Consider the following 15143-nt stretch of genomic DNA (forward strand, 5'->3'; position numbering starts at 1 on the left):
GCGTAGTGCTGGCCGCCCTGGCATGTATTGGCGCGGCCGCCGGTTATGGCCTGGGCTCCATCCTGATGAAGCGCGCGACCATGGCCCATCACCCGCTGCCCGCCTCGGCCGTGGTGCATGTGGCGGCCGCGCTGATCTTGTTGCTGCCTGCGGGTGTGGCCCTGCCCTCGGCCCATTACACCCACGGCGCCATGATGGCGGTGGCGGTGCTGGGCATGTTCACCTCGGGCCTGATGTACTGGATCAGCATGCGGCTGATGCGTGAGATTCCCGCCAGCGCCGCCACCTCGGCGGCCTTCATGATTCCGCTCTTCGGCGTGGGCTGGGGCGGCATGTTTCTCGGCGAGCCGGTCACCTGGGGCATGGCGCCGGGCTGCGTGCTGGTGCTGACCGCGACGGCGCTGATCACCGGCTTCAACCCTTTCAAGGCCGCCCGGGATTCCTGAAGGTTCACCGGACGCTACGAAATCAGTAGCTGCTGGCGCCCGCCCCATAAGGGCTGTGAGCACAAAATACCTTGAATGTTCGGTGAATCAGTGCGCAGCGGCATCCAGGCCGCGCTGCACCCGCCAGGCGACAAAGGCACAAGCCGTTGCCACCACGCTGGCCAAGGTGCAGGCCCAGTACACGCTGACCAGCCCGAAGGCCGAACTCAGCAGTCCGCCGGCCAAGCCGCCCAGAACACCCGGCATGCCATAAGCCACCACGACGTAAAGCGCCTGCCCGCGGCCGCGCAGCCGGCCCGGAAAATGGTGCGACAGCAGTGCGGTGCATACCGTGTGGTGGGTGGCAAAGGTCAGCGCATGCAAGGCCTGCGCAAACAGCATCAGCAGCAACACACCGGGGGCGGTGGCGGTGATACCCATGCGCAGCACCATGGCGGCCGAACACACCATCAGCCAGGCGGTCAGGCTCAGCCGCGGTAGCCAGCGGCCTTGGGTGTAGAACCAGCCGATCTCCACAATGACCGAGAAGGCCCACAACACACCGATCATGGTTTTGCTGTAGCCCATCGCGTCGAGGTAGAGCGAGAAGAAAACATAAACGCCGATGTGCGCCAGCACGTGGAAAAAAGCCGAGGCAAAAAACCACAGCACCGCGCGCTGGAATAGAACCGGCAGCACCGGCAGCTTCAGCGCATGCGCGCCGGCTGCTTCCTTCACATCCGGCAACAGCCAGACGCTGATCGTCAGCGCCAGCAGCGAGAGGAACGTCCAGGCCGGGAAATGGCTCATGCCGAAAAACTCGAACCAGCTGCCGGCAGCAAACACCGTGACCAGAAAACCGAGCGAGCCCCAGAGCCGCACCCGGCCGTAGCGCCGGGCATCGAAGGCACCGCCCTGGCTGATCAGGTGCGCCATGGCGGCTTCGCTCACCGGCATCATGGGGCTGGTGTGGGAGAACATCACCACCAGCACGGCGGCCAGCCACCAGATGCCATAACCCGAACCGAAGTCCAGCCACAAGCCAAGCGAGGAAATCAGCGCCACCGTGGCGCCATAACGCAGCAGCTTCACGCGCTCGCCGGTGTGGTCGCTGAGCGCGCCCCAGCCGTAAGGCGCAAACAGGCGCGTCGCCGCCTGCACCGAAGTCAACAGGCTGATCGCGAGGATGCTGAAGCCCAGGTCCTTGAGCCACAGCGGCAAATAGGGATTGAAAAAACCGATATGGGCGAAATAGCTGGCCGACAAGGCCGCAAACGGCACCAGCTGGCGGCGCCCGGCCGCCGGAGTACCTTCAGACATGGCTCAGGATCTGCTCACACCGAGCCCTTGATCGCCTTCATGGGCGAGACCACATCACCGCACTGCGCGCGCTGGCGCAGGGCATGCTCCATCACCACCAGCGCCAGCATGGCCTCGGCAATCGGCGTGGCGCGTATGCCCACACACGGGTCGTGCCGGCCCTTGGTCACCACGGAAGTCGGCTGGCCCGCCATGTCGATGGACTCGCGCGGCGTGATGATGGAACTGGTTGGTTTGATGGCAATCGACACGTCCAGGTCTTGCCCGGTGCTGATGCCGCCCAGCACACCGCCTGCGTTGTTCGACTTGAAACCCGCGGGCGACAGCGAATCGCCATGCGTGGTGCCACGCTGCGTGACGCTGGCAAACCCGGCGCCGATTTCCACACCCTTGACGGCGTTGATGCCCATCATGGCAAAAGCGATGTCGGCGTCCAGCTTGTCGAACAGCGGCTCGCCCAGGCCAACCGGCATGCCACTGGCCGTGACACGAATGCGCGCGCCGCAGGAGTCGCCGGCCTTGCGCAGCTCGTCCATGTAGGCTTCCAGCTTGGCCACGTCGGCCACCGGTGCAAAAAACGGGTTGTTCGGCACATGCTCCCAGCGTTCAAAAGGAATGGAGATGTCGCCGATCTGCACCATGCAACCGCGGAAGGTGGTGCCGTATTTCTGAAGCAGCCACTTCTTGGCCACCGCACCCGCCGCCACCATGGGCGCGGTCAGCCGGGCCGACGCCCTGCCCCCGCCGCGCGGGTCGCGAATGCCGTATTTCTGCAGATAGCTGTAATCCGCATGGCCGGGGCGGAAGGTGTCCAGGATGTTGCCGTAGTCCTTGCTGCGCTGGTCGGTGTTCCTGATCAGCAGGCAGATCGGCGTGCCGGTGGTCTTGCCCTCGTACACGCCGGAAAGGATTTCCACCGCGTCAGGCTCGTTGCGCTGCGTCACATGCCGGCTGGTGCCGGGCCGGCGCCGGTCCAGATCGCCCTGGATGTCCGCCTCGCTCAGTTCCATGCCCGGCGGACAGCCGTCAATCACACAGCCAATGGCCGGGCCGTGGGATTCACCGAAGTTGGTGACTGCGAATAGGGTGCCGAAGGTGTTGCCGCTCATGGGGGGATTATCCCAGATGGTGGAAATCCCCGGCCCCGCCTGTAGGACCCTGCTTACCCGCGATAGGCGCTTCATGTGACGGGCGCCGGGCACGCCGCTCAGGCATATTGATCTTTTACCTTCCAAAGGAGTACAACATGCAAGCTGCAAGCAAGGACCTGATCGCGCTGGAAAAAAAGTTCTGGCAATCGCTCGTGGATGAAGACACCGACACTGCCTTGGACCTGCTGGATGAACCGGCGCTCATGGTCAGTTCGCATGGCGCCATGAAGTTCGACCACGCGGGCTACCGGAAAATGGCCGAGCAGGGGGACATGGTGGTCAAGTCCTTCAAGCTGAGCGACATGGAAGTGGTGTTCCCCACCGAGGACACCGCCGTGCTGACCTACAAGGTCAAGCAGGCGATCTCCCCACGCGGCAAATCCGGGGAGATCAAACAGGACATGGCGGACTCGTCGGTGTGGACCCGCAAGGACGGGCAGTGGCGTTGCGCCATGCATACGGAAACCCCAGTGGAAAGCAGAAAACACTGAGTTCCGGTTTTCCAGCGCCTTGCGCTGCGGCGCCTTCATGACGCCAGACTGGAAACGGCGAAGCGGTAAACGCCATCCAGGACGGGAACATTTCCTGCTTGATGCGGTGCACCATCCCACTGAAGAAGGAGCACCCATGCTGGATCGCACTGCAACGCAGTTTTCCCACGTGAAGCCCGGCGACACGGCCTTTGTTTCGGGCGGTCTGCGTGATTTTTTTCTTTACCGTGACTTGGGCATTGCCGAGGCTACGCACGGAAAAGTGATTGCGCACCTGGTCAAGGCGAACATGGCACCAGAAACAGGCACAGGCTGGCACCGCCATGAGGCAGATTTCCAGATCGTCATCATGGTCAAGGGCTGGGCCCGCTTCATGTACGAAGACAAGGAAACCCTGGTCGAGGCGGGCGACGTGGTGCACCAGCGACCGGGCATACGCCACTTCCTGTTCGACTACTCACCCGACATGGAATACCTGGAGATCGTTTCGCCCGCCGACTTCAAGTCGATTGACGTGGAGCCCGTTTGCAATATTCCGCCATCCACACCTTGGAAATAAAGCCCCCACGCTTGTCGCTTCGCGTACTGCGCTGCCCCGAGGGGGCCGCTGCGCCTGCGGGCCGGCAGAGCCGGATCCGCGGCCCCGGCTTGACGAAGAGACCTCGACTCTAGCTCTTGTGGTGCCTTCCAGCAGGGGCCGCGGAACCGGCTTCGCCGGGCCGCAGGCGCCGCCCCCTGCAAGGGGGGAACAGGCTACACGCAGTGAGCCTGGACGGGGGTGTTCAAAACTCTGCGTCCAGCTCGTCAATGTCGTCAGGCTCTTTCTTCGCCGCGGCCAACCACTCTTTCATGGCGGGCAGCTCCATGATGCGTTTGCAGTAGGCGCTGCATCCCTTGTCCAGCGCCACGTCGTAGGTCAAAAAGCGCGTGACGACGGGCGCGTACATCGCGTCGGCCACGCAGGGCTGCTTGCCGAACAGGTAGGGTCCGCCGTAGGTGGCCAGGCATTCCTTCCAGATTTCCATCACCCGGTTGATGTCGGCCTGCGCGCGCGACCAGATCTTGAAGCTGGGGAAATGCGCCTTGAGGTTCATGGGCAGCGAGGAACGCATGGACGAAAAGCCTGAATGCATCTCGCCGCAGATGGCTCGGCAATGCGCGCGGGCTTTCACGTCAGCTGGCAGCAACCCGGCCTTGGGCTTGATTTCGTTGAGGTATTCGGCAATTGCCAGCGTGTCCCAGACCTTCACGCCGTTGTGCTGCAGCGAAGGCACCAGCATGGAGGGCGCGAGCAGCAGCATTTCGGCCTTCATGGCCGGGTCGTCCGGGGAAATCACTTTTTCCGTGAATTCCAGGCCCGCGAGTTTGGCCATCAGCCAGCCGCGCAGCGCCCAGGCACCGTAGTTCTTGCTGCTGATCGTCAAAACGGCTTTGGCCATGGCTCTACTCCTTCTACTCTTCGCCGCAGAAAAGGCACCCCGTTGCCGGGGGACATGCCCCCCTTCCCGCAAGGCCTGTGCCAGCAGGCTGCTTTGGCCCGTAACTTGCCTGCACTCCACCTACCGGGCCACAAGCCCCGCTTCAAGCCAGGACACCCATGCTCTACCAGGCCTACCAAACCCAGTCCGACCTGATGTCACCGCTGCGCCTGCTGGCCCAAGGCAGCAGCGCCGCCCTCTGGCTGGGCAAAACCGAAGGCACCTGGCTACGCAAAATCTCCGCCTCGATGGAGGTGTTTTCACGCCTGCGGGTCACCCATTCGCGCCCGGCCTACGGCATCAGCATGGTCAGGGTCGGCGAACGCGAGCTGGCCGTGACGGAGGAAACCGTGCTATCCATGCCTTTTGGCACCCTGCTGCGCTTCAAAAAAGAGGAAGCGCCTGACCGGCCGCACCAGCCGGCCGTGCTGCTGGTGGCGCCGCTGTCGGGCCACTTTGCCACCCTGCTGCGCGAAACCGTGCGCACGCTGCTGCAGGACCACGATGTCTACATCACCGACTGGCACAACGCGCGCGATGTGGCGCTCAAACACGGCGCTTTCGGGCTGGACGACTACATCGCCCACATGATCCGCTTCACCCAGGCCATCGGCCCCGGCACCCATGTGGTGGCGGTGTGCCAGCCCTGTGTGGCCGCGCTGGCAGCCGCAGCCATCATGGCGGAGGACGACGACCCGGCCCAGCCGCGCAGCCTGACCCTGATGGCCGGCCCGGTCGACTGCCGCGTCAACCCCACGGCCGTCAACACCCTCGCTACCAGCAAACCCATCGAGTGGTTCGAGAAAAACCTGATCAGCCATGTGCCGCTGCCGCACGCCGGCTACATGCGCCGCGTCTATCCCGGCTTCGTGCAGCTCAGCGCCTTCCTGAGCATGAACCTGGACCGCCACAAGAAGTCGTTCAAGGACATGTACCAGCATCTGGTGGACGGCGACATCGACAAGGCCAACGTGATCCGCGTGTTCTACGACGAATACCTGGCCGTCAACGACCTGCCGGCCGAGTTCTACCTGGAAACCGTCGAGAAAGTGTTCCAGACCTACGACCTCGCCTTGGGCAAGCTCAGCTACCGCGGCCGCATCGTCAACCCCGCCGCCATCCGGCGCATGGCGCTGATGACAGTCGAGGGCGAACGCGACGACATCTGCTCCGTCGGCCAGACGGTGGCCGCGCAAGACCTGTGCAGCAGCATCCGCCCCTTCATGAAAACCCACCATGTGCAGATCGGTGTGGGGCACTACGGCGTGTTCAGCGGCCGCAGGTGGAACCAGCAGATCTATCCTCGTGTTCGGGAGATGATTCACGCCAGCATAGGGTGAATTCTCAAGAGAAATCGGCCTCTAGCCCTTTGGATTCGGGCGCAAGCAGCTATTGAATTTATAGCGATTCCTGGTTTAAGTTTTTGCCAGTTCACGCATTGCAATTGCTTCGGGCAAGCCGCCGTCGGTTGAAAAAAAGTGTCCCCGAATCAGCTTCGGGAAGAAGCACTACCGACTTTCAGAGCTTGGTCTCTGGCGTCTCGTCTTCTTCAGAAGGCCAGTCGCGAATGTAGGCCTTGAGCATCTTGTTCTCGAAGTTCTGGCCATCAACCACGGCCTTCGCGACGTCGTAAAACGAGATCACACCTTCGAGGACTTTCTTGTTGAGCACCGGCATGTAGCGCGCATGGCGGCCCAGCATCATGCGGCGGACTTCGTCGATCTCGGTGTCGGGTGTACAGGTCAGCGGTGCGTCGTCCATGGCGGTGCGTACCAGCGTGGTACCGATCTCGCCGCCGTTTTTGACGAGGCACAAAATCACTTCACGGAAGGTCAGCATGCCCACCAGGTCGCCGTGCTCCATGACGACCAGCGACCCGATGTCCTTTTCCGCCATGATCCCGGTCGCCTTGGACAACGGCTCATCGGGCTGGACGGTGTAAAGCGTGTTGCCTTTGACGCGCAGGATATCGAGTACTTTCATGGGGTCTCCTTGCCTGAGTTCTCAGGCTCTGTCTGGGTATTCTCCCGGTATGGCCCGGCGGGAATTCAGTTCAAATATAGCCCACAATCTGCCGGCAGGCCACCTGGATTTGTTTCAGTGTGAATGCCTTTTCCTCCGCTTTTCTGCTTTCACCCATTTTCTGGAGACACCATGTCTGGTTACTCTGACCCGGGCTTTGACACGCTGGCCCTTCACGCCGGCGCCGCGCCCGACCCGGCCACCGGCGCGCGTGCCGTGCCCATCCACCTGACGACCTCGTTTGTCTTCGAGTCCAGCGACCACGCCGCCAGCCTGTTCAACCTGGAGCGCGCCGGCCACGTCTATTCGCGGATCAGCAACCCGACCAACGCGGTGCTGGAGCAGCGGGTGGCCGCGCTGGAAGGCGGCATAGGCGCGATTGCCACGGCCAGCGGCCAGGCGGCGCTGCACCTGAGCATTGCCACGCTGATGGGCGCCGGCTCGCACATCGTCGCCTCAACCGCGCTGTACGGCGGCAGCCAGAACCTGCTGCACTACACCATGCGCCGCTTCGGCATTGAGACGACATTCGTCAAACCCGGGGACATAGCCGGCTGGCGCGCCGCGGTGCAACCCAACACCAAGCTATTTTTTGGCGAAACCGTGGGCAACCCCGGGCTGGACGTGCTGGACATGCCCACCGTCTCAGCCATCGCGCACGAAGCCGGAGTGCCACTGCTGGTGGACTCGACGCTGACCTCGCCCTGGCTGGTGAAACCTTTCGATCATGGCGCGGACCTTGTCTACCACTCGGCCACCAAGTTCCTGAGCGGGCACGGCACGGTGATTGGCGGCATCGTGGTGGACGGCGGCAGCTTCGACTGGGAAAAGTCGGGCAAATTCGCCGAGCTGACCGAGGCCTATGACGGTTTTCACAACATGGTGTTCAGCGAGGAAAGCACCGTCGGCGCCTTTTTGCTGCGCGCGCGCCGGGAAGGCCTGCGCGACTTCGGCGCCTGCATGAGCCCGCACACAGCCTGGCTGATTTTGCAGGGCATTGAAACCCTGCCATTGCGCATGGCTCGGCATATGTCCAATACCGATAAAGTGGTAGCCTTCCTGGCCAGCCACCCGATGGTCTCTCGCGTAGGCCACCCGATGCTGGAAAGCCACCCCAGCCACGCGCTGGCCAAAAAGCTGCTGCCGCGCGGCGCCGGCTCGGTTTTCAGCTTCGACATCAAGGGCAACCGCGAGCAGGGCAAGGCTTTTATCGAAACCCTCAAGGTGTTCAGCCACCTGGCCAACGTTGGCGACTGCCGCAGCCTGGTGATTCACCCGGCCAGCACCACACACTTCCGCATGACGGACGAAGCGCTCGCGGGCGCCGGCATCACGCAGGGCACGATACGCCTGTCGATCGGCCTGGAGGACCCAGACGATTTGATGGACGACCTCAAGCGTGCACTCAAAGCTGCGGAGAAACTATGACCCCCCCACGTTCATCACTACGTGTATTCACTGCCCCCCGAAGGGGCGCATGTCTCCCTAGAGGCGGCTCGTCGGGAGACACAGCATGATCCTCAACGTCAACGGCCACAACACCCACTGCTACACCGGCGGCAAGCCTTTTGATGCCGCCAAACCCACCGTGGTTTTCATCCACGGCGTGATCAATGACCACAGCGTCTGGGCTTTGCAAAGCCGCTACCTCGCCAACCATGGCTGGAATGTGCTCGCGGTAGACCTGCCGGGCCACTGCAAAAGCGCGGGCGAGGCGCCCGCCAGTGTGGAAGAAGCCGCGGACTTCGTAGCTGCGTTGCTGGACGCCGCCGGCGTGCAGCGCGCCGCCCTGGTCGGCCACAGCTGGGGTTCGCTGATTGCGCTGGAAGCCGCTTCCCGGCTGAAAGAACGCGTGAGCCACCTGGTGCTGGTCGGCATTACCTATCCGATGAAGGTGTCCCCAGCCTTGCTGGATGCCGCCCTGAACGAGCCGATGAAAGCCCTGACCATGGTCAATGTGTTTTCGCGCAGCACCCTGGCCGCACCGCCTTCGTCGCTGGGTCCGGGCACCTGGGTCTATGGCGCCAGCATGGCCCTGGGCCGGCGCGTGCTGGCGAGCAACACCAAAGCCAACGTCTTCCACCGCGGCTTCAAGGCCTGCGACAGTTATGCCAATGGCGACAATGCCATCGCGCAGATCACCTGCCCTGTTCTCTTTGTGCTGGGTGCACAGGACCAGATGACGCAGGCCAAAGCGGCACAGCCGCTGATAGCCAAAGCACGGGCGAGCGGCAAAACCGTGCAGCTGGTCAGTGTTCCCGCCGGCCACCACCAGATGACCGAGGCGCCCGAAGAAACGCTGTTTGCGATGCGGGATTTCCTTAGGGCCTGTTAACACTATTTATACAAGTGCATAAATAGTGTGAACAGACACTAGCACTCCGTGACATGAAAGGCAAGGCGCGGCCGCCGCGTCAAGCGTCGGGGATGCCCGGGGAATACGCTCATCTGTTGATTACCATCAAGTTCCGGTGGTGGCCGGCCGGTACAGTGGCAAAGCCTTCCATACAACTACATCCACGATTGCCATGACATCTACCACACGCCGCACCTTTGTGATCCACGCCCTCACCGCCAGCGGAGCGCTGGCTGCCAGCAGCCTGGCGCTATCCCAGACGGCAGCTGCGCCCATGGTCAAGGACACCGACGCCAACGCCGTCGCCCTGGGCTACAAGGCCGACGGCAGCAAGACCGACACCAAGAAATACCCCAAGTACGCCGCCGGCCAGAACTGCGCCAGCTGCGCGCTGTACCAGGGCAAGGCGACTGACGCGGCCGCAGCTTGCCCCCTGTTCGCCGGCAAGCAGGTCGCGGCCAAGGGCTGGTGCAGCGCCTGGGCGAAAAAAGCCGCCTGACCCTGTCTGACGCCGGTGGTCCTTTCTGCTGCACGCGCAGCACCAGATGACCGAAGTACCTGAAGAGACGCTGTTTGCGATGCGGGATTTCCTGCGGACCTGAGCGAGCGGCTCAGGCCTGCAGCGGCCTCGCTTATTTCTCGACGATTTTTTCGGTGACGGGCAAGCCGGTTGCGCGGTCTTCGATCCAGACGGAAGACGCGCCCTTCTTCAGCTCGCCTTTGACAATGTAATTTCCGCCGGACACGGGCGTGAAGTCCACCACGCCCTCCACCGAGAAGAAAGTGCCCGCGATCTGGCTGGCAATGGCATGTATCGGCGCCCCGGTGATATGGGATCCCTTCAATCTGACCTTCATGGCTTTATTAGCCGGCACGGAACGGCCAACAAACTGGGTTGTGAGCGCAAAACCCCGGCCGTAGCTCGCACCCGCTGAAGCCCTGAAGCTGTTGTCGATGCCCTGACCGTCCACATCCATCATGGCAAAAATCACTGACTTTTTTCCGTCACCCGGCGTACCGGAGTCCGCCACGACCGCAACCGGCCCTGTGTAGCCCTCGGGAACCGGCTTGTACGTTGCGCAACCATGCAAGGCCAGCGCGACCAGCAGGCCGCCGGCCAGTTTCAGCATTCGTTTCATGATTTCCCCCCTGTTTTCGGTTGTTGTTCTGTGAATTGTTGTTCACGCGTCCGGACGAACTATAAGCGGTGACGGGTCTGCAACCGGTACAACGCCTCGTGCCAGAATTCACGCATGCCCAACTCCGCCCCGTTCGAGATCACACCACCGATAACCGCGCAGCGTGCCGCCGAGATCGCCGCCGGCCTCGACCTGCGCGCCCTGCCCCCGGACTTCTACGCCAACCCCTACCCGGTTTACGCACTGCTGCGCGAAACCGAGCCCGTCAAGGCCATGCCCGACGGCTCGTACTTCCTCACGCGGTACGCCGACCTGGTGGCGGTGTACCGTGATGCGCAGACCTTCAGCTCAGACAAGAAAGTGGAATTCACGCCCAAATATGGCGGCCCCTTCGGTAGCGACGGCAAGATCCCGCCGCTGCTGGAGCACCACACGACCAGCCTGGTGTTCAACGACCCGCCGCTGCACACACGGGTACGCAAGCTGATCATGGGCGCGCTGACGCGCCGCGCGATTGCCGACATGGAACCGGGCCTCATCACCCTGGTGGACGGCCTGCTGGACGCCATCGAAGCCAAAGGCGGCGGCGACCTGATCGAGGACTTTGCCTCGGCCATCCCGGTGGAGATCATCGGCAACCTGCTGGGCGTGCCGCATGCCGACCGCGGGCCGCTGCGCGAATGGTCGCTGGCCATCCTCGGCGCGCTGGAACCCAAACTCACGCCGGAGCAGGAGGCACTGGGCAACCGCAGCGTCAGCGAGTTCACCACGTATCTGACAACGCTGGTCGCCGAACGCCGCCGGCATCCCGGCGACCCCGAGCACGACGTGCTGACGCGGCTGATCCAGGGCGAGGATGCCGGCGAAAAACTCAGCGAGACCGAACTGCTGCAAAACTGCGTGTTCATCCTCAACGCCGGCCACGAAACCACCACGAACCTCATTGGCAATGCGCTGGTGGCGCTGCAGGAATGGCCGGCGGCGAAGCAGCATCTGCTATCAAAAGTGAAGCTGTCTGCGCCCAATCAGCAAGGGCTGGAGGCCGATTTGTCTATGGAAATCGATGAATTCCTGCGTTTTGAGTCGTCCAACCAGCTGGGCAACCGGCGCGCCCTCAAGGCCTGCACCGTCGGTGGCGTGGACCTGCCCGAAGGTGCGCTGCTGACCCTGTGCATAGGTGCGGCGAATCGCGACCCGGCGCAGTTTGCCCATCCCGAGCAGTTGGACCTGGCGCGCCAGGAAAACCGGCACCTGGCTTTCGGCTTCGGCATCCACCAGTGCGCCGGCCTGAGCCTGGCGCGGCTGGAAGGCCGCATCGCCGTCGGCCGCTTCCTGCAGCGCTTCCGGGGTTACCGGCTCACGGCTGCACCCACACGCGGCGGGCGGGCCCGCTTCAGGGGATTTTTGAAGGCGCCCTTCAGTACCGGTTCACACTGAACCGAGCTGCCGGTGCAGCGCCTGCACCAGGTCGGCCAGAGCCGCGTCGGTCACCGGGGTAGCGCCCTCCTCCAGCGAACCCAGCAGCCGCGCCAGCGTGCCGGCATGCGGCAGCAGCGGGCCGGCAAAACGCAGCGCGGCACCGTCGGCAATCAGCAGGGTGGGAAAGGTTTCGATGTCCAGATCACCCACCAGTGCGACCTGGTCTTCAATGTCCAGCCAGAGGAAAGGCATGCCCGGGTGCTCCGCCGCCACCTGGTCGAACACCGGGCGGTAATCCCGGCAGGTGCCGCACCAGTCGGCGCACAGGCAGGCGACCCAGCGCCGGGCGGCAAGCCGTGAAGGCTTGGACAGAGGAACATCAGGCATGGTGCAATTGTGCGGCAGCGTGGCTATGATGGCCTGCACAAGGACATTCGGAGACACCCCATGGACAGCACTTCAAACGCACCGGCGGCAGACGCCAGAGCCTTCAAAAGCTTCGCCGAGTTTTACCCTTTCTACCTGACGGAACACAGCAACCGCACCTGCCGCCGCCTGCACTTCGCCGGCTCCAGCCTGGCGCTGCTGTGCCTGGCTGCATTGGTCGCCACGCGCAACCCCTGGTGGCTGCTGGCGGGCTTGCTCTGCGGTTACGGTTTTGCCTGGGTCGGCCATTTCGTTTTTGAGAAGAACAAACCCGCTTCATTCAAGCGGCCGCTGTACAGCTTCATGGGCGACTGGGCGATGTACAAGGACATCTGGACAGGCAAGGTCAACATCTGATGAACAGCAGCAGCGCCATTCCCATGCAGCTCGAGCCCCGGGTCATCGACATCCTTTCCGGCATCACGACCGCCACACTGACCACCCTGCTGCTCAAAAAAGGCCTGCGCAACGTCTGGCTGCGCGGCGCACGGCCGCTGCGCGCCGGCCAGCCACGGCTGGTGGGCCGGGCCTTCACCCTGCGCTTCGTGCCGGCGCGGGAAGACCTGGCCACACCCGAGTCCTGGTCCTCGCCGATCTCGACACGCGCCGCCATTGAAGACATGCCCGCTGGCTGCATTGCCGTGGTCGATGCCATGGGTGTCAGCGACGCCGGTATTTTTGGCGACATCCTGTGCGCCCGCATGCAAAAGCGCGGCGTGACGGCGCTGGTGACGGACGGCGTGGTGCGCGACCAGGCGGGTGTGCTGGGCACCGGCCTGCCGGTCTGGTGCAACGGCGCGGCCGCCCCGCCCTCGGTGGCCGGCCTGACCTTTGTGGCCTGGCAGCAGCCGATCGCCTGCGGCGGCGTGGCGGTGTTCCCCGGCGACGTGGTGGTGGTCGATGACGATGGTGCGGTGCTGATTCCCGCCGCCCTGCTCGACGAGATGCTGCTGCTGGCGCCGGAGCAGGAAAGGCTGGAGTCCTGGATCATGAGCGAAGTCGACAAGGGCGCCGCGCTGCCGGGCTTGTACCCGCCGAACGCCGAGAACAAGGCGCGTTACGAAGCCGCCAAAAAAGCCGGCCGCTAAGTCACGGGGCGCATTGCAACGCTATCATTTTCATAACACGTCACGCAGTCGCAGCGTGGAGAAATGGCCGTTTTCCCATAAACTTTTCATGGAAGCGTCCTGGCTGAGCAGGAGCTGCGCCATCAGCGGCTCCAGCACGGTGGCGTCCGGGTCGGCCAGCAGCAGGTAGCGCGCTTCGTGTTCGTCGTCCGGGTCAGTCAGCTGGCCTATCCAGTCCAGCGCCATCAGCGTTTCCAGCACGGGTTCGAGCTGCAGCACATCAACCTGCAGCGCCCGCGCCAGCTCCGAACCCTCCAGGCCTATGCGTGTGGTGCTGCGCGCCCGGTGCAGTTGCTGCAGCAGCTCCACCGCCAGCTGGAACTGCCAGCCGTGCGTACTGCCGCGGCGCGCCACGCCGGCCAGCAGGCTGGGCAAGTAGGCCGCAATCACCGCGCCCAGCAGCACGATGACCCAGGCCACGTAAATCCAGACCAGCAGGATGGGCAAGGTGGCAAAAGCGCCGTACACCAGCGAGTAGGTCGGCACGCTGCTCAGGTACAGGCTCAGCGCCTTTTTCGCCAGCTCGATGCCCGACGCCACAAACAGGCCGCCGACCCAGGCGTGGGCCCAGCGCACAAAGGTGTTCGGCACGTAGTGGTAGAGCGCAGCCATGCCGCCGGCCAGCAGGAAGAACTGCAGCATGTCGAGCAGCACCCGCAGCGCGCCGGGCATGGCGGTCACCACGCCGCGTGACCCGGAGAAGACGTAGGAAGTCACCGCCAGGCTGGCTCCCAGCACCAGCGGGCCCAGCGTGATCGCGGCCCAGTAGATCAGCACGCGCTGCGCCAGCGGCCGCGGCTTTTTCACGCGCCAGATGCCGTTGAGCGTGCGGTCTATGGTCAGGATCAGCGCAATGGCCGTCACCAGCAGCACCGCCAGGCCGGCCACGCCCAGCTTGTTGGCCTGCCTGGCGAACTGCGTCAGATAGCCGAGCACCTGGCGCGAGATGTTGTCGGGAATCAGGCTGTTGACCAGCCAGACCTGCAGCGCGCCCTGCAGCTTGGAGAACATCGGAAAAGCCGTGAAGATAGCCAGCGCGACGGTGAAAAACGGCACCAGCGCAATGCTGGTGGTAAAGGTCAGACTGCTGGCCGTCAGGCCCATGTGGTCTTCGCGGAAACGCTGGCGCAGCGTGATGGCGGTGTCGCGCCAGGGAAAGCGCGACAAATCCGCCAGCAACTGCTGCAGGGACTGCTGGAATTTCATCCCCGGTATCATGCCATCGACACCAACATGAACATGACCCTCCCTAAAACAACGCAGATAGACGCCACCCGCTGGCTCGCCGTGGGCAGCCTGGGCGCCCTGATCATTCTCGGCCTGGCCTGGGAGATGTGGCTCGCGCCGCTGCGCCCGGGCGGCTCCCTGCTGGCGCTGAAAGTGCTGCCGCTGTGCCTGCCGCTGGCCGGCCTGCTGAAAAACCGCATGTACACCTACCGCTGGCTCAGCCTGATGGTCTGGCTGTATTTCACCGAAGGCGCCGTGCGCGCCTGGAGCGACAAGCCGCCCGGCAACTACCTGGCCATGGCGGAAGTCGTGCTGTGCTTGCTGCTGTTTGCCGCCTGCGCCATGCATGTGCGCATCCGCCTGAAAAAAGTCCAACCCGCTGCCTGACATTCCCATGGAAAAAATTCTTGACGATTTGCGCCAGATTGTTGGCGCACCCCATGTCCTGTTCGAAGGTGACCTCTCGGCCTGGGAGCTGGACTGGCGCAAACGCGCGCGCGGCAAGGCGCTGGCCGTGGTGCGCCCCGGCAACACCGCCGAGGTGGCGGCCGTGGTGAAGGCC

18 protein-coding genes and 1 pseudogene are annotated in these 15143 nt (G+C 63.6%); 12 read left to right on the top strand and 7 right to left on the bottom strand.

The window, feature by feature from the left end; all coding sequences use genetic code 11:
* Positions 1-446: EamA family transporter (locus WA904_RS10115; protein ID WP_425197001.1), on the top strand; the 446-nt coding region annotated here is incomplete at its 5' end.
* Between the two features lie 87 nt (positions 447-533).
* Here the strand turns inward: WA904_RS10115 and WA904_RS10120 are convergent.
* Both WA904_RS10120 and aroC read right to left on the bottom strand, forming a co-directional pair.
* Complete coding sequence (locus tag WA904_RS10120) at positions 534-1745, bottom strand: MFS transporter (RefSeq protein ID WP_425197002.1); 1212 nt, start codon at positions 1743-1745, stop codon at positions 534-536.
* A 14-nt stretch (positions 1746-1759) separates the two neighbouring features.
* The gene (gene aroC, locus WA904_RS10125) at positions 1760-2854 is read right to left on the bottom strand and encodes a chorismate synthase (protein ID WP_425197003.1); all 1095 of its coding nucleotides are present in this window, start codon (positions 2852-2854) and stop codon (positions 1760-1762) included.
* A 137-nt stretch (positions 2855-2991) separates the two neighbouring features.
* Between aroC and WA904_RS10130 the strand changes: the two genes are divergently transcribed.
* A complete protein-coding gene (locus WA904_RS10130) occupies positions 2992-3387 on the top strand; it encodes a nuclear transport factor 2 family protein (RefSeq protein WP_425197004.1) in 396 nt (131 codons plus the stop codon).
* Between the two features lie 136 nt (positions 3388-3523).
* Positions 3524-3946, top strand: a complete 423-nt coding sequence (locus tag WA904_RS10135) for a cupin domain-containing protein (protein ID WP_425197005.1) — start codon at positions 3524-3526, stop codon at positions 3944-3946.
* Positions 3947-4169: 223 nt separating this feature from the next.
* Here WA904_RS10135 and WA904_RS10140 read toward each other — a convergent pair whose 3' ends face one another.
* The gene (locus WA904_RS10140; protein ID WP_425197006.1) at positions 4170-4826 is read right to left on the bottom strand and encodes a glutathione S-transferase; all 657 of its coding nucleotides are present in this window, start codon (positions 4824-4826) and stop codon (positions 4170-4172) included.
* A gap of 158 nt (positions 4827-4984) precedes the next feature.
* Between WA904_RS10140 and WA904_RS10145 the strand changes: the two genes are divergently transcribed.
* Complete coding sequence (locus WA904_RS10145; protein ID WP_425197007.1) at positions 4985-6205, top strand: polyhydroxyalkanoate depolymerase; 1221 nt, start codon at positions 4985-4987, stop codon at positions 6203-6205.
* A gap of 178 nt (positions 6206-6383) precedes the next feature.
* On the opposite strand, the gene WA904_RS10150 is transcribed toward WA904_RS10145, so the two are convergent.
* On the bottom strand, positions 6384-6848 hold the full coding sequence (locus tag WA904_RS10150) for a CBS domain-containing protein (protein WP_425197008.1): 465 nt from the start codon (positions 6846-6848) through the stop codon (positions 6384-6386).
* 171 nt (positions 6849-7019) lie between these two features.
* On the opposite strand from WA904_RS10150, the gene WA904_RS10155 reads away from it, so the two are divergent.
* The 3 genes from WA904_RS10155 (at position 7020) to WA904_RS10165 (ending at position 9742) form a co-directional block, all read left to right on the top strand.
* On the top strand, positions 7020-8315 hold the full coding sequence (locus WA904_RS10155) for an O-acetylhomoserine aminocarboxypropyltransferase (protein ID WP_425197009.1): 1296 nt from the start codon (positions 7020-7022) through the stop codon (positions 8313-8315).
* An 85-nt stretch (positions 8316-8400) separates the two neighbouring features.
* Entirely contained in the window at positions 8401-9222 is an 822-nt protein-coding gene (locus WA904_RS10160) for an alpha/beta fold hydrolase (RefSeq protein ID WP_425197010.1), read from the top strand.
* A gap of 193 nt (positions 9223-9415) precedes the next feature.
* Positions 9416-9742 (top strand): high-potential iron-sulfur protein, encoded by a 327-nt coding sequence (locus WA904_RS10165; RefSeq protein ID WP_425197011.1) that lies wholly within the window; start codon positions 9416-9418, stop codon positions 9740-9742.
* A gap of 133 nt (positions 9743-9875) precedes the next feature.
* On the opposite strand, the gene WA904_RS10170 is transcribed toward WA904_RS10165, so the two are convergent.
* Complete coding sequence (locus WA904_RS10170) at positions 9876-10382, bottom strand: hypothetical protein (RefSeq protein ID WP_425197012.1); 507 nt, start codon at positions 10380-10382, stop codon at positions 9876-9878.
* A gap of 114 nt (positions 10383-10496) precedes the next feature.
* Between WA904_RS10170 and WA904_RS10175 the strand changes: the two genes are divergently transcribed.
* Positions 10497-11819 carry a cytochrome P450 gene (locus WA904_RS10175; protein WP_425197013.1) on the top strand — a complete coding sequence of 441 codons (1323 nt, stop codon included), beginning with the start codon at positions 10497-10499 and terminating at the stop codon, positions 11817-11819.
* On the opposite strand, the gene WA904_RS10180 is transcribed toward WA904_RS10175, so the two are convergent.
* Entirely contained in the window at positions 11811-12188 is a 378-nt protein-coding gene (locus tag WA904_RS10180; protein WP_425197014.1) for a thioredoxin family protein, read from the bottom strand. The genes WA904_RS10175 and WA904_RS10180 overlap by 9 nt on opposite strands.
* Positions 12189-12248: 60 nt before the next feature.
* On the opposite strand from WA904_RS10180, the gene WA904_RS10185 reads away from it, so the two are divergent.
* Complete coding sequence (locus WA904_RS10185; protein ID WP_425197015.1) at positions 12249-12584, top strand: Mpo1-like protein; 336 nt, start codon at positions 12249-12251, stop codon at positions 12582-12584.
* Complete coding sequence (locus tag WA904_RS10190; RefSeq protein WP_425197016.1) at positions 12584-13315, top strand: ribonuclease activity regulator RraA; 732 nt, start codon at positions 12584-12586, stop codon at positions 13313-13315. Before WA904_RS10185 ends, WA904_RS10190 begins: the two co-directional genes overlap by 1 nt.
* Before the next feature lie 30 nt (positions 13316-13345).
* Here the strand turns inward: WA904_RS10190 and WA904_RS10195 are convergent, their stop codons facing one another.
* Entirely contained in the window at positions 13346-14560 is a 1215-nt protein-coding gene (locus WA904_RS10195) for a YihY family inner membrane protein (protein ID WP_425197017.1), read from the bottom strand.
* A gap of 33 nt (positions 14561-14593) precedes the next feature.
* Between WA904_RS10195 and WA904_RS10200 the strand changes: the two genes are divergently transcribed.
* Both WA904_RS10200 and WA904_RS10205 read left to right on the top strand, forming a co-directional pair.
* Positions 14594-14968: a DUF2069 domain-containing protein gene (locus WA904_RS10200; protein ID WP_425197018.1), complete on the top strand. Its 375-nt coding sequence runs from the start codon at positions 14594-14596 to the stop codon at positions 14966-14968.
* Positions 14969-14975: 7 nt separating this feature from the next.
* A pseudogene (locus tag WA904_RS10205) lies at positions 14976-15143 on the top strand (hydroxyacid dehydrogenase); the annotation flags it as partial.

The organism is Polaromonas sp. (genome assembly GCF_049790275.1).
Classification (GTDB): domain Bacteria; phylum Pseudomonadota; class Gammaproteobacteria; order Burkholderiales; family Burkholderiaceae_C; genus Polaromonas.